Origin of the sequence: Metapseudomonas cellulosilytica (genome assembly GCF_049334135.1) — a bacterium.
In the GTDB taxonomy this organism is placed as follows: Bacteria; Pseudomonadota; Gammaproteobacteria; order Pseudomonadales; family Pseudomonadaceae; genus Metapseudomonas.
In genome coordinates this window covers 33,235-52,518 of sequence record NZ_JBHZGN010000006.1, presented here as the reverse complement: position 1 = coordinate 52,518, position 19,284 = coordinate 33,235, and the positions used below count along the sequence as shown (strand labels likewise).

The window sequence follows — 19,284 nt, the reverse complement described above, 5'->3', positions numbered from 1 at the left end:
TTGTCAATACAGTGTCGAATTAATGGCAGAAGAACATCGCACAGCTATCAGCCGAACAATTGGTAGACCTTGGCACCCTGCTTGGCCTGGTTGAGCTGGATCAGCTCGCCGGCCAGGCGCTGCTGCTCGGCCTGACACAGGGTGACCAGCTCGCGGTACAGGGCCAGCAACTCTTCCATGCGCGCCCGCAGGACTTCGGTATCGGACACCGCGTCGACCATGGCGTCATCGACGGCCTGCCGGCACTGCTGGTCGAGCTCGCCGATGGCCGCCCAATCCTGGTTGGCCAGGGCGGCGCGCAGGGCACTGCCGGTGCTTTCGAGACGCTGAACGGATGAACTCATGGGGTCAGTCCTATGCTGCCGCTCAGGGTGCGATGGCATCCCAGGCGGACTTGATTTCACGCAGCAATCCGGCCACTTCGTCGACCAGAGCGGCATCGTTCTTCAGGTTGGCCTGCAGCAGGCGACCTTCCATGTACTCGTACAGGCCATCCAGGTTCGCGGCGATCTCGCCGCCCTTCTGCCGATCGAGGCCATCGCGCAGGCCGCCGATGATGGCGATGGCCTTGCCCAGCAATTCGCCCTTGAGGGCGACCTGGCCGCGCTCCATGGCGCCGCGGGCCTGGGCCAGCCGACCGAGGCCACCTTCCATCAGCATCTGGATCAGGCGGTGCGGCGTGGTATCGAAGACCTGGGCCTGGACATTGACCGACTGGTACTGCTTGAGGGCTGTGGCTGCGTACATGGTGGCTCCGGCTACGCTGTCTGGCTGATACCCCAGGTATCGGCCGACCAACGGCAAGCTTTAGCCGGATTTCAGCAGTTCTTCGTTTTTTCGCACAAGAGGCTGATCGCGCGGCAGGCCATCATCGGGCGCCCGCCTCCACCTCGGGACCTATGCCATCCCAGGCTTCCTTGATCTGCAACAGCAGGGCCTCCACCTCATCCAATCGGCGTGGAGTGGAGTCCAGCGCCACACCCGCGAGGCGGCGGGTCATGTAGTCGTAGAGGGCATCGAGATTGGCGGCGATCTCGCCGCCCAGCTCCGGGTCCAGTCCCGCCTGCAGGGCACCGAGGATATCCAGTGTGGAACCGACGGCATTGCCGCGTACTTCAGCATTGCCCTGCTGCATGGCGAAGCGGGCCAGGGAGATACGCTCCAGCGCGCCTTGCAGCAGCAGCTTTACCGCCTGGTAAGGCGAGACCTCGGGACTGGCGACGACTTGCTTGTAGGTTTCGATGGGATTCGGCATGGCGATCAATCCTTGCTGACGACGCCCGGCAGGCTGGCCAGGGCTTGGGACAGGCGGTCGCTGGTCTGGGTGAGCTGGCCCACCAGGGAGTCCATGGCGTTGAACTGCTTGTAGAGGCGCTCCTGCAGCTGGGTGATCCGCAGCGTTTGCGCTTCCTTCTGCTTGTCCACCGACTTGAGGGTGTTCTGCAGGCCATCCATGCGCTGCTGGAGAATGCCACCGGTCTGCACGTAGCCGTCCACCTGCTTGTCCAGGCGGCTCATCAGCCCCTTGTCGCCGGTGAAGAAGCCGGCCACCTGCTCGAAGTTGTCCTTCAGGGCCTTGTCCAGCTTGGTGTCGTCGATCTTCAGAGTGCCGTCCCTCTGGGTAGCGATACCCAGGTCGGCGAGGACGCTGATTCCCTCCTGATCCGCCGGCTCCACCAGGGTGTTGCGAATCCCGCCGAGCAGGGTACGCACCGTGGCATCACCCACCAGGCCGCCGGTGACCGGAGCCTTGCCTTCGCCGGCGGAAACCACCGAAGTCAGCTGGTTGGAGGTAGTGACCACCTTGTTGTAGGCATCGACGAACTTCTTGATATTGGCCTTCACCCCGCTCTTGTCCTGGTCGATGGTCAGGGTGGAGGAAGGGTTCTTGTCGGTGCTGACCGCCTTGAGCTCCAGGGTGACCTCGGGAATGGCGCCGGTCACGCTGTTGCTGGCGCTTTCCAGCTCCAGGCCGTCGATGCTGAACTTGGCATTGCGCGCGGTTTCGATAATGCCGCTGCTGGCGGGATCGGAGCTCGTCAGGGTTCCGCCGCCGATGGTCAGCGCGGCCAGGTCCGGGTCGCTGCTGGTGATCTGCACATCGTTGCCGGCGCCGCTCTTGCTGGAGCTGAGCACCAGGCGGGTGGTGCCATCGCTGGGGTTGCTCAGCAGGTTGGCGGTCACGCCCTTGTCCTTGAGCTGGGTGTTGATCGCATCGCGCACCTCGGTGAGGGTGGCGCCTTCGGCGATCTCGACTTCGGTGCCGGTATCGCTGGCCCCGACCTTGACCGTCAGCTTGCCGGCGATGCCATCGGCATCGGCATTGGTGGGCACCTTGTAGTCACTGGCCAGGGCCGCCGTGCCCACCTTGCTGCCGGTGGCCAACTGGTTGACCTTGATGCTGTAGGTGCCGGCCAATGCCGCCTTGGTGGCGGTAGCCGTCAACAGCGTGGTATCGGACGAGGTCGCCGAACGATTCTCGAACAGGGACGACTTGTTCAGGTCCTTGAGGGCAGTCTGGAATTCGCTCAGGGCCCCCTTGAGCTGCCCCAGCGCGGTGAACTTGGTGGTGGTGGCCTTCTCCACCCGCGCCAGCTGCGCATCCTTCGGCGCGCGCTCGGCGTTGACCAATGCCGACACGATGCTGTCGATTTTGACGCCCGACCCCAGTCCCGTAATCCCTGCCATTTCTTCACCTCGTCAAGCTTCTGGCACCGCAGTACCCGGTGCCGCTTTTCTACAAATCCCGTGCCAAGCCTGATTCAGGCCTCGGCCTGGAACAGCAGGCTGCGGGCTTCGGAAAGACTTTCCGCCAGCTTCAAGACGTCTTCCGAAGGAATCTGCCGGATCAGTTCGCCGGACTGGGTGTCGGTGACCTTGACCACCACCCGCCCGCTGGATTCGTCCAGGGCAAAGCTCAGGTTGCGCTGGATGTGCTGGACGAAGTCCTGGATGTTGGATAGCGCAGCCTCGACGGGTTTTTCCTCGCCCTTGGCCAAACCCACGACCGCTTGTTGTCCAGCCTGGCCGGCCGCCGGTTCGTTGCCCGCCAGACGCTGCATCTCGCCCGCCTGAGGCTGGCGGGGCACGGCGAGCCCCTGCGGCTGGGTCTGGATTTTCGTAACGTCCATCTCCTCACCTCACATGGCAAGACGGGGAGAAGTGCCAGGCACTTCCCCCCGTGGTGGTTACGCGGACTCGCTGCCGGTATCAGCGGAGCAGGCTGAGCACCGCCTGCGGCAGCTGGTTGGCCTGGGCCAGGATCGCGGTGCCGGCCTGTTGCAGCACCTGGTTCTTGGTCATGTTGGCGGTTTCAGCGGCGAAGTCGGTGTCCTGGATACGGCCACGGGCCGCGGACACGTTTTCCGAGATGTTCTGCAGGTTGGAGATGGTGTTGTCGAAGCGGTTCTGCACGGCACCGAGGTCGGCGCGCTGACTGTCAATCTTGGAAAGGGCAGCATCGATTACCGCAACAGCATCTTGAGCCCCTTGCTCGGTGCGGATATCAACTGCACTTACCGCAGACAGACTCGAATTTGTGCCAGCGGAAGTAATAGCCCCGGAAGTACCAGTAACAGTGAATGCCTCGCTGGAGGAAAACTTCAGCTCCGAGTTCACGACCACCCCGCCAGCATCCACCGTATCGGCGGCGCCGACAGTGCCGCTTGTTGCATTTGCAATCGTCAGAGTACCGGCTGCCGGGCCAACTGCCTTAATACCTTCGACCCCCTGAGCCGAGATGGTGAGCTTATTGGTGGTGCTATCGTAAGTGGCGGTGTGTCCGTCTTTCCCGATAGCTGCAGCAAGCTCCTTGAAACTGCCATTGAACTTGCTGAGATCGTAGGAATCGGTGCCAACATCGAGAGTGCCAGTGTCAGCAGCAGTGAAACCTGCAAGTTCAACAGTCACTCGCGTATCAGCTTTTACACCTGTGCCCAGAGCGTTCAGCGCCGCTGCGGCCGCCTTGGCGTCCATAGCCGAAATATCGGTCGCCGCGGATGTGCCTTGATTTCCACTCAGCACAATATTGGTTGCGCCGGTAGCAGTGCCATATGCAAGGCCTGCCGCAGCAGCGGCACCAAATACGGTCCCGGCACCGGTTTTCGCGTTTTCGCCCAAGCTACCGGCGGAGACATCCGACAGCCCAACAGAAATCACCTCGTTGGCATTGGAGCCGACCTGGAACTTCTGGGTTCCGAAAGTACCGTCCAGCAGTTTGCGACCGCCAAAGGAGGTGGTATCCGCAATACGGGTCAATTCTTGTTGGAGGGCATCAACTTCCTTTTGCAGCGAGCCACGATCTTCAACGCTGTTCGAGCCGTTGGCCGACTGCAGCGAGAGGTCGCGCATACGCTGGAGGATGTTGGTGGACTGCTGCATGGCGCCTTCAGCGGTCTGGGCCATGGAGATGCCGTCGTTGGCGTTGCGTATGGCTACACCCAGACCGTTGACCTGGCTGGTCATGCGGTTGGAGATCTGCAGGCCGGCGGCGTCGTCCTTGGCGCTGTTGATGCGCGAACCGGTGGACAGGCGCTCCAGGGACTTGCTCAGCGCATTGGAGGATGCCCCCAGGTTGCGCTGGGCGTTGAGGGAAGAGGTGTTGGTATTGACGGTCAAGGCCATGGTGGACTCTCCAAAGGGACCTGGTAGTTACCTGAGCGAGCGACCCGCGGGCCTCCATGCTCGGGCCCCAGTGAGTTCGCATTCGTCCTTTGTATCGGCCCTGCCCTTGGGACCTTTAGGGTTTGCCTGAAGATTTTTTCGGATTTTTATTTTTGCTGTATTGACAAGGACTTAGGAGTGGAGGGACGTGACCATAGGGAGGCTCTGGCGCAAATGGCGTCCGTGCAAACCTGTAGGGGCGAATTCATTCGCCATGGAGGCCGAAGGTCTCCCCGTCGGATTCCTTGTGGCCCCCGGATGCCCTCCCCCTCACCCCAACCCTCTCCCTGAAGGGAGAGGGGGCTATCCGTGCCTTGGAGGGACTCTGAAGCAGATTCGAAGCCTCGCAGGATGGGCAAATCCGCGCGCTTGGTCAGGCGCCCCCCTGTAGGAGCGAATTCATTCGCGAAGAGCCACTGGGGTCAGCGCAGCTGGTTGAACAGATTCAGCCCGCTGATCTTCACGTAACTCTGCTGCGCCGCTTCGAGGATGATCGATTGCATGGACAGCCTGGAAATGGCCTCGGCGTAATCCAGGTCGCGCAGTTCGGCCTGCACGCTCTTGTTCACCAGCCCCACCTCTTCGTGGGAAGTCTGGGTGGACTCGACTATGTTCAGCCGCGCGCCGATCTGCCCGCGCACGGTGTCGAGGGTGGTCATGCCGTTGTCCAGGTTGGTCAGGGCCAACGCCACCGAGTCGCGGACCTGGCGGGTGCCCTGGGGAGTGTCGACGCCGGACTCCAGGGACTTGCGCAAGCTGGCGATGGTGTCGAGCAGACCGACCTTGTTCGCCGGTGCGGTGGCCGGGTCAGCGTCGGGCGGGGCGATGGTGACGCTGGCGCCATTGGATGGCGTGCCGTTGACGTGGAAGGTGACGCCGCCGTAGCTGACCTTGCTGTCCTTGCCCGCCGTCAGGGTGCCGTTGACCACCGGCCCCGCCGCCGGCTGCGGCAGGGGCGTGAGGCTGTACTTGAGCGGATCGGCCGGGTCGTTGAAATCCAGCTGGATGCCACCCGCCGGGAAGTTGGCGAAGCTCACCTCGTCATCCACCAGGGCGCCGCTGACATAGGGGTCGGCCGGCGCCGCCGGGTTGCCGGTGACGGCAAGGCGCGCGGCGTTGATGGAATTCTCGAACAGGGCCCGGCCGTTGTCGCTGATGGGCACCTGCAGGGAGCTGGCGATCTGCAGCTGGCGCTGGCCTTCGTCGCCCTGGTAGCTGTAGCTGCCGTCCGGGTTGCGCACGAACGGTTGGGTCTTGCCCTGGTAACCGGCGAACAGGTACTCGCCGCGGGCATTTCGGGTGTTCATCAGGCCGAGGAGTTCATCCTCGCGCTCGCCCAGTTCGGTGGCGATGGCCTTGCGATCGGCCTGGCTCAAGGTGCCATTGCCCGCCGACCCCGCCAGTTCGCGCACACGCTGCAGCAAGTTGTTCACCGAGTTCAGGGTGGCCTCTTCCTGGCTCAGGCTGTTCTGCGCTGCGGTGAGGTTGCCCTGGTACTGCTCGAGCACGGCCTGCTGCTGGTCCAGCTGCAGCAGGCGCACCGAGGCCACCGGGTCGTCGGCCGGGGTGAGGATGCGCTTGCCGGTGCTGATCTGCTCCTGGGTGCGGGCGACGTCGGAGAAGTTGCGCTGCAGACCGTTCACACCGTTGTTGAAAGCTTGGAGAGTGGAAATTCGCATGGCGATGGCCCGTTAGCGGAAGCTGCTGATCAGGGTATCGAACAAGGAGCGCGCAACTTGAATGATCTGCGCCGAGGCGTTGTAGTACTGCTCGAACTTGATCAGGTTGGCGGCTTCTTCGTCGAGGTTGACCCCTGACAAGGAGTCACGGTTGTCGCTGGCCTGCTTGAGGATTGCGCCGGAGGCCTCGCTGTCCTGGCGGGCCTGGGCGGTCAGGGTGCCGACCCGCTCCACCAGTTGGCCGTAGCCATCGGAAAAGCTGACGCCGGAGCCCTTGCTGCCCAGGGTGGAATCCACACCCACCGTGGCCTTGTTCTGCAGGTCCACCAGCTTCTGCGCGTTGCGGTTGTCGGAGACGCCGCCCTTGTTGAAGCCCAGGGTGAAGGTATCGCCATTCTGCGGCTGGCCGCTGAAGGTTTGCTGGATGCTGTAGCTCTGGGTCACCCCACCCACGGTGACTTCCACCGCGAAGGACAGGCTGTTTGACTGCCCCGGGGTGACGGCGAGGCCGCTGATGTCGCTCGGCGCGGGTGCCGGCGGCAGCTGCGGCACCGTGGTGATGCGCACGCCCGGCGGCAGCGGCGAGGGGAACTGCAGCTGGCCGCTGGCGGAGTCGTAGGTCAGGGTCAGGCTGGGGAAGCCGCTGATGACGCCCTGCTGCAGCGGGTCGGAACGCAGCGCCTTCATGCTGGCCAGGTTGGCCGGGTCGATTACCTGGGTGATCTCCGGCGCGCCGATCACCGCGTTGCCGCGATTCTGCAGGTTGGCTTCGCTGCGCAGGGGCGCGGCGAAGGCCAACTGGTCCGCCCGGTCCAGTTCCACCGAGATGGACGAGGCGCCAGTGCGGGTCGGTTCGAGCATGAAGCGGTCGCCGGCGGCCGGCGTGCCGGTAAGGGTCACGCTGAAGCCCTGGTCGCGCCCCGAGGCGTCCTTCAGGGTCAGCTTCAGCGGGTTGGCCGGGTCGACGGTGACGGTCATGGGCGCCCCGTCGCTCAGGCGCCGCGCCTGGTAGGAGGTGCCGTCGAATTCCAGGCGATAGTCGCTGGTGCCGAGCAGGCTGGTGTCGTCGATGGTCAGCGAGGCATCCACGCCCGAGGCGTTGTCGGCGAAGGCACGGGCACGCAGGTCCGCCAGTTCGGGGGTGTTGTAGTCGCCGAACAGCATCGAGCCGACGCGGCCCTTGAGGTCGAGCCCCTGGCCCAGCTGGCCGTTGACCTGCTCGCTCACCGCCATTGCCAGGCGCCCCAGGGCGTTGAGCGAGGAATCGAGCACCTCGTTGCGGTACCGAATCAGGCCGCCCAGTTGGCCGCCGCTGACCTGGCTGGTGACGTTCTGCCGGGTTCCGCCATTGACCAGTTCCACCTCGAAGCGGGTCGGGTCGCCGGTGCCGTTGACGATGTCCAGGCGGCTGACCGTGCCACCGACCACCAGCGGCTGGCCGGTGCCGATGAAGAGGTTGAGGCTGTTGTCGTCCTGCTTCACCACCGACACGCCGATGAAGCTCGACAACTGGCGCACCGCCTCGTCCCGGGCATCCAGCAGGTCGTTGGGCGCGTGGCCGTTGGCGGAAGCCTCGGCGATGGCGTTGTTCAGGCTGCCGATGGAACCGGCCAGGCGATTGACCTGCTCGCTGATGCTCTGCATCTGGCTGTTGATAAAGCCGTTCTGCTCGCTGAGGCGGTCGTGCAGGTTATTGAAGCGCCGCGCCAGGCCCTCGGCGTCGGCCAGCACCAGTTCCCGCGCCGGGGTGTTGGCAGGGTCTTCCGCCGCGGCCTGGAGCGAGGCGAAGAACTTCTGCAGCGACGGGCTGATGCCCGTGGTGGTGCCGGCCAGCAGCGAGTCCAGCTGGTCGATCTGGCTCTTGTAGGCGGCCACATCGCTGTTCAGCGCGGTGGAGTTGCGCAGCTGCGAGGTGAGGAACTCGCTGTAGGTCCGCCGCACTTCGGTCAGCGCCGCACCGGAGCCGATGTAGCCGGCGCCACTGAATTGGGACAGCCGCGCGGCCTGGGAGGCGTCCTGGCGGCTGAATCCCGGCGTGTTGACGTTGGTGATGTTGTGGCCGGTGATGGACAGCTGCGTCTTGCTCACGGCAAGCCCGGACAGTCCGATGTTCAACAAGTCAGCCATGACTCAAGCCTCAGGTCCTGGTGGTCGTGCCGTCGACGGCGGCAACGGCCTGGTAGATCTGCATGCCGCGGGCGATCTGGGTGATCTTGCGGGCGTACTGCGGGTCGGTGGCGTAGCCCGCCTCCTGCAGCTCGCGGACGAAGCGCTCGGGGTTGTCGGTGGAGTCCAGCGCGTCCTGGTAGCGGTCGTTGTTCTGCAGGAAGCTCACGTAGTCGTGGAAGCTCTGCTCGAAGGAGTTGTAGGCGCGAAACGACGCCGACTCCTTCACCGCCTTGCCGCCCTTGTATTCGGTGGTCAGCACCCGTGCCGATTCGCCATCCCAGCTCTGGTGGGCCTTGATGCCGAACAGGTTGTGGCTGCTGCTGCCATCACCCTGGCGGATGATCGACTTGCCCCAGCCGGTTTCCAGGGCGGCCTGGGCCACCAGGTAACGGGGGTCGACGCCGATGCGCTCGGCGGCCTTCTCGGCCATGGGCAGCAGGGTCTGGATGAATTCATCGCGCGAGGCGAACACGCGCTTGCCGGCGCCGGAGGCGTTGCCGGCAGCTTCGACGCCCACCGAGTCGCGCTCGGGTGCCGCATAGACCCGGGCCGGCGCCCAGTCGCCACCGGCCAGCAGCTTGCCGCCCAGCTGTTCCGGAGACGGCACGATGCCGGCCACCTGGCGGTCGCTGAGCTTGCTCGGCAGGGCCAGGCGGCGCTGGTTGAGCAGTTTCGAATCGTCACGCGCCGAAGCCGTGGCGTCGGCCGCCTTGGCAACCTGCGCCGAACCGCTGGCCTGGACGCCGGACTGCACCTGGGCGAAGGGATTGGGCCACTCGGCGTGGCGGGTCTTGGACAGCTGGCGGGTCAACACATCGGCCAGGCCGACGCCGCCCTGCTTGGACAGGGTCACGGCCAGCTGCTGGTCGTGCATGTCCTGGTAGGTCTTGGTCTCGTTGCTGTTCAGGTAGTTGCCTTCGGCGAAGGCTTCACCGGCCTGACGCATGGATTTCATCATCTCGTTGAGGAACAGCGACTCGAACTCCTGGGCCACCTTGCGGATGTTGCCCTCGCTGTCGCGATCCTTGCCGGCCTTGAGCTGGCTGAGCCGGTTCAGGTCGGTGTAGGCGCCGCTGTCCAGCTTGGAGCCGGTGGCGAGGCCTGCGGAGAGTCTGGAGTTCATCGTCCTTTCCTTAAATCACGATCAGGTCGGCCTGCAGGGCACCGGCCTGCTTCAGCGCTTCGAGGATGGCCATCAGGTCGGACGGCGCCGCCCCCACCTGGTTCACCGCACGGACGATCTCGTCGAGGGTGGTGCCGGGGCCGAACTTGAACATCGGCTTGGCCTCTTCGTCGGCGCTCACCTTGGAGCGCGGCACCACGGCGGTCTGACCGCCGGAGAAGGCTTCGGGCTGGCTGACGATGGGGTCTTCGGTGATGGTCACGGTGAGGCTGCCGTGGGTCACGGCGGCCGGCTGCACGCGCACGTTCTGGCCGATGACGATGGTGCCGGTACGGGAGTTGATGATGACCTTGGCCACCGCCTGGCCCGCTTCGATTTCCAGGTTCTCGATCACCGACAGGTAGTCCACCCGCTGGCTCGGATCGAGCGGCGCGCTGACCCGCACCGAGCCGCCGTCGATGGCCTGGGCCACGCCCGGGCCGAGCAGCTCGTTGAGTTTGTCGACGATGTTCTTCGCCGTGGTGAAGTCCGGGCGGTTGAGGTTCAGGGTGAGGGAGTTGCCCTGGTCGAATCCGCTCGGCACCGGGCGCTCCACGGTGGCGCCGGAAGGAATGCGGCCGGAGGACGGGACGTTGACGGTGATCCGCGAGCCGTCGCTGCCCTCGGCGTCGAAGCCACCCACCACCAGGTTGCCCTGGGCGATGGCGTAGACATTGCCGTCGATGCCCTTGAGCGGCGCCATCAGCAGGCTGCCGCCGCGCAGGCTCTTGGCATTGCCGATGGAGGAGATGGTGACGTCGATGGTCTGGCCCGGCTTGGCGAAGGGCGGCAGGTCGGCGTGGATGGACACCGCCGCGACGTTCTTCAGCTGCACGTTGCCGACGTTGGCCGGCACCTTGATGCCGAACTGGGCCAGCATGTTGTTGAAGGTCTGCAGGGTGAAGGGCGTCTGGGTGGTCTGGTCGCCGGTGCCGTTCAGGCCCACCACCAGGCCGTAGCCGATCAGCTGGTTGGTGCGCACGCCCTGGATGCTCGCCAGGTCCTTCAGGCGTTCGGCCTGGGCGGCGCCGGCCACGAGCAGCAGGCAGAGGACGGTGATCAGTCGCTTCATGGTCGGCCTCATCAGAACGGGAACAGCGGGCTCATGAAGAACCGGTCGAACCAGCCCGGCTGGCTGGCATCGGCGAAGGCACCGGTGCCGGAATAGGTGATGCGCGCATCGGCGACGCGGGTAGAGGGCACGGTGTTGTCGGTACCGATGTCGTCGGCGCGGACCAGGCCAGCGATGCGCACCAGCTCGTCGCCGGTGTTCAGGGTCAACCACTTCTCGCCGCGTACCGCGAGGATGCCGTTGGGCAGCACTTCGGACACGGTGACGGTGACGGAGCCGGACAGGCTGTTGCTCTGCCCCGCCTTGGAATCGCCCTTGGTATCGCGAGTGGCGTTGTACTCGGCGTCCAGGGACAGGCGCGCGGCATCCAGCGGGTTGAGGCCGCCGTTGGGGTTGTTCACCGACACGCCGCCGCCGAACAGCGAAGTCAGGCCGATGTTGGCGTTGCTGTCCTTCTGGATCTGCGAGTTGGCGTTCTTGCTGGCCTGGGTGCGCTCGTTGAGGGTGATGGTGATGATGTCGCCGACGCGATAGGCCTTGCGGTCGTCGTAGAGGTTGGTCTCGAAACCGGACTGGAAGATGGCGCCGTTGTTCTGCGCGGCCGGCAGCGGGGTGCGCGGCAGCACGGGCGCGTAGTACGGGTCGTTGGGTCGCGGAGCCGGCTGCACACAGCCCTGGATGAGGGTGATGCCGAGCAGCGGGAGAAGAATGATCAGCCGGTTCATGGGCGACTACCTCGGGGCGTTACAGGTTCTGCGTGACGAAGGCGAGCATCTGGTCAGCGGTGGAGATGACCTTGGAGTTCATCTCGTAGGCGCGCTGGGTGGTGATCATGTTCACCAGTTCCTCGACCACGCTGACGTTGGAGTTCTCCAGGGTGTTCTGCTGCACGGTGCCGAGGCCGGTGAGGCCCGGGGTGCCGACCTGCGGCGCGCCGCTGGAAGCGGTCTCCAGGAACAGGTTGTTGCCGATGGCCTGCAGGCCGGCCGCGTTGACGAAGTCGGCGGTCTGGATGTTGCCGATCACCTGGGCAGCGGGGTTGCCGGTGGTGGTCACGGAGACAGTGCCGTCCTCGCCCACGGTGAAGGTCTGCACTTCGGCGGGCAGCACGATGGCCGGCTCCAGGGCGAACCCCTGGGAAGTGACCAGTTGGCCGTCGGAACTCAGGTGGAAGCTGCCGTCGCGGGTATAGGAGACAGTGCCGTCGGGCAGCAGCACCTGGAAGAAGCCGCGGCCGTTGATGGCCATGTCCAGCGGCTGTTCGGTGGTCTGCAGGCTGCCCTGGGTGAAGTTCTTCTGGGTGCCGGTGATGCGCACGCCGGTACCCAGCTGCAGGCCGGTGGGCAGTTCGCTGTCCTGGCTGCTCTGGCCACCCGGCTGGCGACGGATCTGGTACAGCAGGTCCTCGAACTCAGCGCGGTCGCGCTTGAAGCCGGTGGTGGAGACGTTCGCCAGGTTGTTGGAAATGGTGGTCAGGTTCATGTCCTGGGCGGACAGGCCGGTCTTGCTGACCCAGAGTGCCGGAAGCATCTATTTCTCCTCGGGCGCCGGAATCATGGCGCCGCGTGCTGGTGATTAGCTGAACTGCAAGACCCGCGCCATCGCCGAGGCGTTGTCCTCGGCGGTACGCATCATCTTCACGGAAAGCTCGAACTGGCGGGACAGCGAGAGGATCGCGGTCATCTCTTCCACGGCATTGACGTTGCTCGCCTCAAGGAAACCCGAGGTCAGGCGCACGTTGGCGTCGGCCTGCACCGCCTGCTGCGGGTCCTTGATGCGGATCAGGCCATCGCTGCCCTTCTCCAGTTGCTTCGGATCGGGATTGACCAGCTTGATGCGATCCACCTCGGCCACCACGTTGGGGTTCTCGCCCAGGGCGCGGATGCTGATGGTGCCGTCCTGGCCGATCTCCACTTTCTGTTCCGGCGGAACGGCGATGGGACCGGCATTGCCCATGACCGGCAAACCGTTGCCGGTGCGCAGCTGGCCGAGGGCATCGATCTGCAGGCTGGCGGTGCGCACATAGGCTTCGCTGCCATCCTGGGCCTGCACGGCGACCCAGCCCTCCCCTTCGATGGCGACGTCCAGGTCGCGGCCGGTCTCCTGCAGGGCGCCGGGGGTGAAGTCGGTGCCGGGGCGCTCGACCATGGCATAGACCCGCGACGGGAAGCTGTCGCCGAACACCGGCATCGAACGCGCCTGCTCGAAGTCGCGGCGGAACCCGGTGGTGGAGATGTTCGCCAGGTTATTGGCGTGGGCGCGCTGGGCCAGGCTGTTCTGGCTGGCCCCGCTCATCGCGACGTAAAGCATCTTGTCCATGAATCTCTCCGAGTGGGCCTTGCCGCCCTTGGCGCTATGCATGCCATTCAGCAAGCGTCGTGCCAAACCCGAAAATCATTCACAAGACATTGAAATAAAAGGAATTTATAAAAAAGAAAAGGCCTCTTGCGAGGCCTGACAGACACGCCGGCGGCGAGGGGATGCCGCCAGCGGCAAGGGGATTTGCCGCCCGGAGCCGGTGGCGCGACCGATCCGGGCTACGTAGCTACGTAGGATGGGTGGAGCTTGCGATACCCATCAGCCGTGTAGGGTGGATAGCGTTTTTCTATCCACCAGCGAGGCCATGCAAGGCACCGATGGTGGAAATCCCCAAAGGGATTTCCACCCTACGCGCCGATTGACATGGAATATCCCACAGCAGCCACTCATCAACGCAGGTTGATGATGGTCTGGGTCACCGCGCTCTCCGTCTCGATGGTCTTGGCGTTGGCCTGGTAGTTGCGCTGGGCGACGATCAGGTTCACCAGCTGATCCGACAGGTCGACGTTGGAATCTTCCAGCGCGCCCGACTGGATGGCGCCCAGGGTGCCGGAGCGCGGCGGGTTGCGCACCGGCTCGCCGGAGTCCGAGGACTGGATCCACTGGGTCTTGCCCACCGGCGCCAGGCCCTGGGTGTTGGCGAAGTTCGCCAGGATGACCTGCCCCTGGACCCGCGACTGGCCATTGGTATAGCGGGCGAAGATCTCGCCGGTGTCGCTGATCTCCACACCCGCCAGCTCGCCGGTGGTGTAGCCATCCTGGGCCACGCTGTTGACCGCGAAGGCACTGGCGAACTGGGTGGCCTGGCGGAAGTCCAGGTTGACGCCGGTAGCATTGGCCGTCGCCCCGTTGGCGAGGAACACCGGGTTCTGCTGGCCATCGGAGGTGGAGGGAATCCAGCTCCTGATCTTGAGGGTGCCGTCGGCATTCATTTCCCACACATCGGTCGGCTGCGGCGCCGGCATCGCGGGTACGGCGTTCGGATCATAGGCGGCGGGGTTGGTGGAGGTTATCGGCTGCAACTTGCCCACCGAGTCGAAGCTCAGGTTCGCGCTCACCGGCGTCTTGCCCGCGGCGGCAATGGCCGCGACCACGCTCTCGACCGTCGCCCCCGCCGCAGCGGCGGCATTGGTGGCGGCCGTTACCTGGGCCGGCAGCACAGTGGAGCCGGGGCCGGCCAGGGCTGACACGGCAGCCGCCACGCTGCCAGGGGTCGCTCCGGCGGCGCCGGCCGCGGAATTGGCTTCCAGGTTGGCCACGCCCGCCAGCGGGTGGTTGCCGTCGATCAGCACATTCATCTGCCAGGCGTTCGGCCCGGTCTTGACGAAGTACTGGGTCATCACGTGGGAGTTGCCCTGGCTGTCGAAGATATTGGTCGAGGTCGACGAGTTGTAGCTGGTCGGGTCCGTGGAATTGAACGTATTGGTCGGCACGGCATTGGTCGAGTTCAGGTTGAAGCCCTGCGCCACGTTGCCGGTCGCCTTCGGGTCCTGACTGTTGGTCTGGATTCTCAGGTTGCCGATCGAGCCGGTCTGCAGCACGCCGTTGGCGTCGGTGGTATAGCCCTGCAGGTTGTAGCCGTAGTTGTCGACGATGAAGCCGTTGCGATCGGTGCCGAAGTACCCCGCCCGGGTGTAGCTCAGCGCGCCGTTGTTGCTGACCTGGAAGAAGCCATTGCCGTTGATGGCCAGGTCCAGGGCGTTCTGCGTGTAGTTGATGTTGCCCTGGTTGAACTGCTGGGAAACGCTCGACAGCAGCACCCCGCTGCCCGTCGAGTTCTTGCCACTGCCCAGCACCGAGGATGCATAGACGTCGGCGAACTCGGCGCGGGATTGCTTGAATCCGGTGGTCCCGGCGTTGGCGATGTTGTTGCCGGTGACGTTGAGGTCCTTGTTGGCGGCGCGCAGGCCACTCAGCCCGATGTTGAAACTCATGCGATTACTCCTTGCCGAATTTGCCGGCCGCTACTGACCGATGACCTGAACCTTGGAGAGGCCGACGCTGCCGATGCCGGCGAGGTTGAGCATCAACTCGCCGCCGTTCTGACCCAGGGTGACGCTGTCGACGTTGGCCGGCAGCATGGTGTAGAGCCCCTTGGTCTCGTTGCCGTACTGGGCCTGCGCCTCGAACCTGTAGGTGCCGGGCGGCATGAGGTTGCCGCTGGAGTCCTTGCCGTCCCACATGAAACTGACGCTGCCGGCGGACTGCTGGCCCAGGTTGACGCGGTTCACCAGCGCGCCGTTGCTGTCATAGACGTTGACCCAGACGTTGCTGCTGGAGACCGGCAGCGTGGCGCTGGCCTTGAAGGTTTCGCTGGTGTCCACCACCGCCTTGTCGGCCGGGACTATCACCTTGCGGCCCACCAGGGACGAGGCCTGCAGGGCCTGGGACGACTGGTAGCCGGAAAGCAGCGATCCCATGCTGGTGTTCAGCTTCTCGATGCCTTCCACCTGGCTGAACTGCGCCAGCTGGGCGATGAACTCGCCGTTCTCCTGGGGTGCCAGCGGGTCCTGGTTGTTCAGCTGGGCGACCAGCAGTTCGAGGAACTCGTTCTTGCCCAGGTCGTTGCTTTTCTTGGTTTCGGTGGTGCGGCTGTACTGGTCGAGCACCGACTGGGCGGTATTGCTCGTGGATGCGCTGCTGACGCTCATGCTGTTCCCTCGCTCCCTATCACTGACCCAGGGTCAGCACCTTCTGCATCATCTGCTTGGCGGTGTTCATCATTTCCACGTTGGTCTGGAAGGAACGGCTGGCGGAGATCATGTCCGCCATTTCCTCGACCACGTTGACGTTGGGGTAGTAGACGTAGCCGTCCGCATTGGCCGCCGGATGGTTGGGCTCATAGCGCGGAACCAGGGTGCTCTGGTCCTCGATCACCCCGAGCACCTGCACACCGGCGCCGGACTGGTCGTCCCCGGCGAACAGCGAACCGCGATCGCCGCCACCCAGGCCGTTCTGGAACATCGTGGCGAACACCGGGTGGCGCGCGCGGTAGGTCTGATCGAGGCTGGAGGAAACCGTCTCGGCGTTGGCGATGTTGCTGGAGATGGTGTTCAGCCGAGTGTTCTGCGCACTCATGCCGGTGCCGGCGATATTGAAGATGCTGGACAGGGACATGGCTTGGCTCTCCGTTATTCGCCGCGCAGGGCGCTGATCAGCCCTTTGAATTTGCTGTTGAGGAAGGTGAAGCTGGCCTGGAACTGCATGGCGTTCTCGGTGTAGTTCGACTGCTCCAGCTGGGCGTCCACGGTGTTCTGGTCGATGGCGGCCTGGAAGGGGATGCGGTACTTCAGCGTGCCCTCGCCCATGTCGAAGCCGTCGGCGGCGATGTGTCGCTCGCTGGTGCGGGTGGCCTGGAAGCTGCCGTGGGCGGCCTTCTCGGCCTGCTGGGCCAACACGCTGGCGAAGTCCAGGTCACGAGCCTTGTAGTTCGGGGTGTCGGCGTTGGCGATGTTGTTGGCCAGCACCTCACCACGCTGGGCGCGGAAGCTGAGGGCTTGCTGGTGGATGCCGAGGGCCTTTTCGAAACTGATGCTCATGGTCCTGAACCTTTGCCAGTGGCAATGCGGGTTGCTTGGCAGTGATTCAGCAAAGGCCGTGCCAGATTTATTTTTCCTTTATTTTCAATGCCTTGATAAAAACAAGAGCGGCAAGAAGCGGCAACGGAGCCTTGCCGGAGCGGCAAAGCGGCAAGGCTGTTTGCCGCTGCTTGCCGCCAGCCGGTCCCGCGCAATCGACGGAGGCGTAGGGTGGACAGCGCTTTTCTGTCCACTGGCGGATTTCGTGGCGGCGCCGATGGTGGATAAAAGGGCGCTATCCACCCTACAAAAGAAGAAGGCCGCCCGAAGGCGGCCTTGGACACTCAACGCGCCAGTGGGTACAAGCGCTCGTCGAACTGGTCCAGGCGCGGGAACTGGAGCGGGGCGTCCTGCTCCAGGTTCTCCAGGCGCGCCTGGTAGTCGCGCAGGAAATCCTGGCGCGCCTCATTGCTGATGTAGGGCACGTGCCAGCCTACGAAGGGCGGCAGCACCTCCAGGCCGACGTAGGCCAGGGTGCCGCGCAGCAGCGGGCGCAGCATGTCCTCCAGCGGGCCGTGGATGGCGCCTTCGCCGAACATGTGCTCGCGGCCGCCCAGGGTCAGGGTCACCAGCGCCTTCTTGCCGGCCAGGCCGCCCTGGTCGTAGAAGCGCTTGCCGCCGTAGCAGACACCGGACACCAGCACCCGGTCGATCCAGCCCTTGAGCATGGCCGGCACCGAGAACCAGTAGAGCGGGAAGTTGAGGATCAGGAGGTCCGCCCAGAGCAGCTTGTCCAGTTCAGCCTGGATGTCCGCGGCGATGTTGCCACCCTTGACGCCCTCGCGCTGCTCCAGGGCGTAGACCAGATAGTCCGGGTTGGCCCGCCCGGAAAAGTCGGCGGCCGACGCCACGGGATTCCAGTTCATCGCGTAGAGGTCGGAAACCTGCACCTGGTGCCCCTGCCCTTGCAGCGTTTCCACGGCCAGGTCGCGCAGGGCGCTGGTGAAGGATTGCGGTTCCGGGTGGGCGTGGACGATCAATACATTCATGGGATTACCTTCTGGATCAGGCGGAAATGGCGGGCTGGCCGCGCCGGCTGAGCACGGACTCGAGCCAGTCGGGGTCCATCTGCGGTTCGGACGCGAACAGCAGGCCCGTGTAGTCGTGGAACGGTGGGGTGAAGATGCGCGCGCGCTCGCCCTGGTCGACGACCTTGCCACGCTGCATCACCACCACCTCGTCGGCGATTGCGCGCACCGTGGCGACGTCGTGGGTGATGAACAGGTAGGACACGCCCAGCTGGCGCTGCACCCGGTCGAGCAGCTTGAGGATGCCTTCGGCCACCAGCTGGTCGAGGGCCGAGGTGACTTCGTCGCAGATGATCAGCTCGGGTTCCGCGGCAAGCGCGCGGGCAATGCAGATGCGCTGCTTCTGCCCGCCGGAAAGCTCGCGCGGCTGGCGCTGCATGAACTTGCCGGGGTCCAGCTCGATCATCTCCAGCAGCTCGGCTACCCGTTCGCGCAACGCCTTGCCCTTGAGGCCGAGGTAGAAGGCCAACGGGCGGCCGAGGATGTCGCCGATGCTTTGCCGCGGGTTGAGGGCGGTGTCCGGGATCTGGTAGATCATCTGGATCCTGCGCAGCTGCTCCTTGCTGCGCCGGCGGAAGTCGGCCGGCAAGGGCGCGCCGTCATACAGCACCTGGCCCGAAGTCGGTTGCAACAGGCCGGTGATGACCCGTGCCGTGGTGCTCTTGCCGCTGCCGGATTCGCCGATCACCGCCAGGGTCCGGCCGCGATGGAGTTGCAGCGAGACGTCCTGCAGCACCGGCTGGTCGCCGTAGCTGGCGCACGCCTTGCGAACGTCCAGCAAGGGCGCCGCCATGCCGCTCGACGCCTTGGGCTCGGGGCGGAAGCTGCGCACCGCCCACAGCGAGCGGGTGTAGTCCTGTTGCGGGGCGGCGAGCATTTGCCGGGTCTCCGCTTCCTCCACCAGCTTGCCGTGGCGCAGCACCATGATGCGGTCGGCCATCTGCGCCACCACCGCCAGGTCGTGGCTGATGTAGAGCGCCGCGGTGCCGAAGCGCGCCACCGCGTCGCGGATGGCCGCCAGCACCTCGATCTGGGTGGTCACATCCAGCGCGGTGGTGGGCTCGTCGAAGATGATCAGGTCCGGGTGGCAGGCCATCGCCATGGCGGTCATAGCCCGCTGCAGCTGGCCGCCGGATAGCTGATGGGGGTACCGCTGGCCGATGCGTTCCGGATCGGGAAGGCGCAGCACACGGTACAGCTCCACGGCCTCGCGTTCGGCCTGCTCGCGCTTGATGCCACCGTTCTGCACCGCCGTTTCCACATGCTGGTCGATCAGCCGCTGCGCCGGGTTGAAGGAGGCCGCCGCGCTCTGCGCCACATAGGCGATGCGCAAGCCACGCAGCTTGCGCAGTTCCTCCGCCGAGCATTGCCGCAGGTCCTGGCCGTCGAAGCGGATCGAGCCGCGGGTGATGCGGCAGCCGTCGCGGGTATAGCCCATGGCGGCCAGGCCGAGGGTGGACTTGCCGGCACCGGACTCGCCGATCAGCCCCAGCACTTCGCCGCGCTGCAGGGTCAGGTCGATGCCCTTGACCAGCGGGTGCCAGGCGTCATCGAAGTGACCCTCGATATGCAGGTCGCGGATTTCCAGCAGTGGGCGATTTTCCTGTTCGCTCAT

The 19,284-nt window shown here is 64.9% G+C and carries 20 protein-coding genes; 1 reads left to right on the top strand and 19 read right to left on the bottom strand.

Annotated elements, in window-relative coordinates:
• Positions 1–47: 47 nt before the first annotated feature.
• The 13 genes from ACFW0H_RS09395 to flgF all read right to left on the bottom strand — a co-directional run bounded on the left by ACFW0H_RS09395 (position 48) and on the right by flgF (position 13,063).
• Positions 48–344 carry a flagellar protein FliT gene (locus tag ACFW0H_RS09395; protein WP_422913631.1) on the bottom strand — a complete coding sequence of 99 codons (297 nt, stop codon included), beginning with the start codon at positions 342–344 and terminating at the stop codon, positions 48–50.
• A 22-nt stretch (positions 345–366) separates the two neighbouring features.
• Positions 367–747 (bottom strand): flagellar export chaperone FliS, encoded by a 381-nt coding sequence (gene fliS, locus ACFW0H_RS09390; protein ID WP_422913630.1) that lies wholly within the window; start codon positions 745–747, stop codon positions 367–369.
• A 121-nt stretch (positions 748–868) separates the two neighbouring features.
• Positions 869–1,255 carry a flagellar export chaperone FliS gene (gene fliS, locus ACFW0H_RS09385; RefSeq protein ID WP_422913629.1) on the bottom strand — a complete coding sequence of 129 codons (387 nt, stop codon included), beginning with the start codon at positions 1,253–1,255 and terminating at the stop codon, positions 869–871.
• 5 nt (positions 1,256–1,260) lie between these two features.
• The gene (gene fliD, locus ACFW0H_RS09380; RefSeq protein ID WP_422913628.1) at positions 1,261–2,688 is read right to left on the bottom strand and encodes a flagellar filament capping protein FliD; all 1,428 of its coding nucleotides are present in this window, start codon (positions 2,686–2,688) and stop codon (positions 1,261–1,263) included.
• Between the two features lie 74 nt (positions 2,689–2,762).
• Positions 2,763–3,131 (bottom strand): flagellar protein FlaG, encoded by a 369-nt coding sequence (locus ACFW0H_RS09375; RefSeq protein WP_422913627.1) that lies wholly within the window; start codon positions 3,129–3,131, stop codon positions 2,763–2,765.
• Between the two features lie 79 nt (positions 3,132–3,210).
• Positions 3,211–4,623, bottom strand: a complete 1,413-nt coding sequence (locus tag ACFW0H_RS09370; protein ID WP_422913626.1) for a flagellin — start codon at positions 4,621–4,623, stop codon at positions 3,211–3,213.
• A 461-nt stretch (positions 4,624–5,084) separates the two neighbouring features.
• Positions 5,085–6,341, bottom strand: a complete 1,257-nt coding sequence (flgL, locus tag ACFW0H_RS09365; protein ID WP_422913625.1) for a flagellar hook-associated protein FlgL — start codon at positions 6,339–6,341, stop codon at positions 5,085–5,087.
• Positions 6,342–6,353: 12 nt separating this feature from the next.
• The gene (gene flgK / locus ACFW0H_RS09360) at positions 6,354–8,468 is read right to left on the bottom strand and encodes a flagellar hook-associated protein FlgK (protein WP_422913624.1); all 2,115 of its coding nucleotides are present in this window, start codon (positions 8,466–8,468) and stop codon (positions 6,354–6,356) included.
• A gap of 10 nt (positions 8,469–8,478) precedes the next feature.
• Entirely contained in the window at positions 8,479–9,633 is a 1,155-nt protein-coding gene (gene flgJ, locus ACFW0H_RS09355) for a flagellar assembly peptidoglycan hydrolase FlgJ (protein ID WP_422913623.1), read from the bottom strand.
• Positions 9,634–9,643: 10 nt separating this feature from the next.
• Entirely contained in the window at positions 9,644–10,744 is a 1,101-nt protein-coding gene (locus tag ACFW0H_RS09350) for a flagellar basal body P-ring protein FlgI (RefSeq protein WP_422913622.1), read from the bottom strand.
• Between the two features lie 11 nt (positions 10,745–10,755).
• Entirely contained in the window at positions 10,756–11,469 is a 714-nt protein-coding gene (flgH, locus tag ACFW0H_RS09345) for a flagellar basal body L-ring protein FlgH (protein WP_422913621.1), read from the bottom strand.
• A 19-nt stretch (positions 11,470–11,488) separates the two neighbouring features.
• Positions 11,489–12,274, bottom strand: coding sequence for a flagellar basal-body rod protein FlgG (gene flgG, locus ACFW0H_RS09340; protein ID WP_422913620.1), 786 nt, complete (start codon positions 12,272–12,274; stop codon positions 11,489–11,491).
• 45 nt (positions 12,275–12,319) lie between these two features.
• Complete coding sequence (gene flgF, locus ACFW0H_RS09335; protein WP_422913619.1) at positions 12,320–13,063, bottom strand: flagellar basal-body rod protein FlgF; 744 nt, start codon at positions 13,061–13,063, stop codon at positions 12,320–12,322.
• Here flgF and ACFW0H_RS09330 point away from each other — a divergent pair.
• Positions 13,062–13,202, top strand: coding sequence for a hypothetical protein (locus tag ACFW0H_RS09330; protein ID WP_422913618.1), 141 nt, complete (start codon positions 13,062–13,064; stop codon positions 13,200–13,202). The two genes, flgF and ACFW0H_RS09330, sit on opposite strands and share 2 nt — an antisense overlap.
• Before the next feature lie 250 nt (positions 13,203–13,452).
• Here the strand turns inward: ACFW0H_RS09330 and ACFW0H_RS09325 are convergent, their stop codons facing one another.
• The 6 genes from ACFW0H_RS09325 to ACFW0H_RS09300 all read right to left on the bottom strand — a co-directional run bounded on the left by ACFW0H_RS09325 (position 13,453) and on the right by ACFW0H_RS09300 (position 19,284).
• Positions 13,453–14,997, bottom strand: a complete 1,545-nt coding sequence (locus tag ACFW0H_RS09325; RefSeq protein ID WP_422913617.1) for a flagellar hook protein FlgE — start codon at positions 14,995–14,997, stop codon at positions 13,453–13,455.
• A 30-nt stretch (positions 14,998–15,027) separates the two neighbouring features.
• The gene (gene flgD, locus ACFW0H_RS09320) at positions 15,028–15,714 is read right to left on the bottom strand and encodes a flagellar hook assembly protein FlgD (protein WP_422913616.1); all 687 of its coding nucleotides are present in this window, start codon (positions 15,712–15,714) and stop codon (positions 15,028–15,030) included.
• 19 nt (positions 15,715–15,733) lie between these two features.
• Positions 15,734–16,180 carry a flagellar basal body rod protein FlgC gene (gene flgC, locus ACFW0H_RS09315; RefSeq protein WP_422913615.1) on the bottom strand — a complete coding sequence of 149 codons (447 nt, stop codon included), beginning with the start codon at positions 16,178–16,180 and terminating at the stop codon, positions 15,734–15,736.
• 14 nt (positions 16,181–16,194) lie between these two features.
• Complete coding sequence (gene flgB / locus ACFW0H_RS09310; protein WP_422913614.1) at positions 16,195–16,602, bottom strand: flagellar basal body rod protein FlgB; 408 nt, start codon at positions 16,600–16,602, stop codon at positions 16,195–16,197.
• 323 nt (positions 16,603–16,925) lie between these two features.
• The gene (locus tag ACFW0H_RS09305) at positions 16,926–17,630 is read right to left on the bottom strand and encodes an NAD(P)H-dependent oxidoreductase (protein ID WP_422913613.1); all 705 of its coding nucleotides are present in this window, start codon (positions 17,628–17,630) and stop codon (positions 16,926–16,928) included.
• Positions 17,631–17,646: 16 nt separating this feature from the next.
• Positions 17,647–19,284 (bottom strand): ABC transporter ATP-binding protein, encoded by a 1,638-nt coding sequence (locus ACFW0H_RS09300; protein ID WP_422913612.1) that lies wholly within the window; start codon positions 19,282–19,284, stop codon positions 17,647–17,649.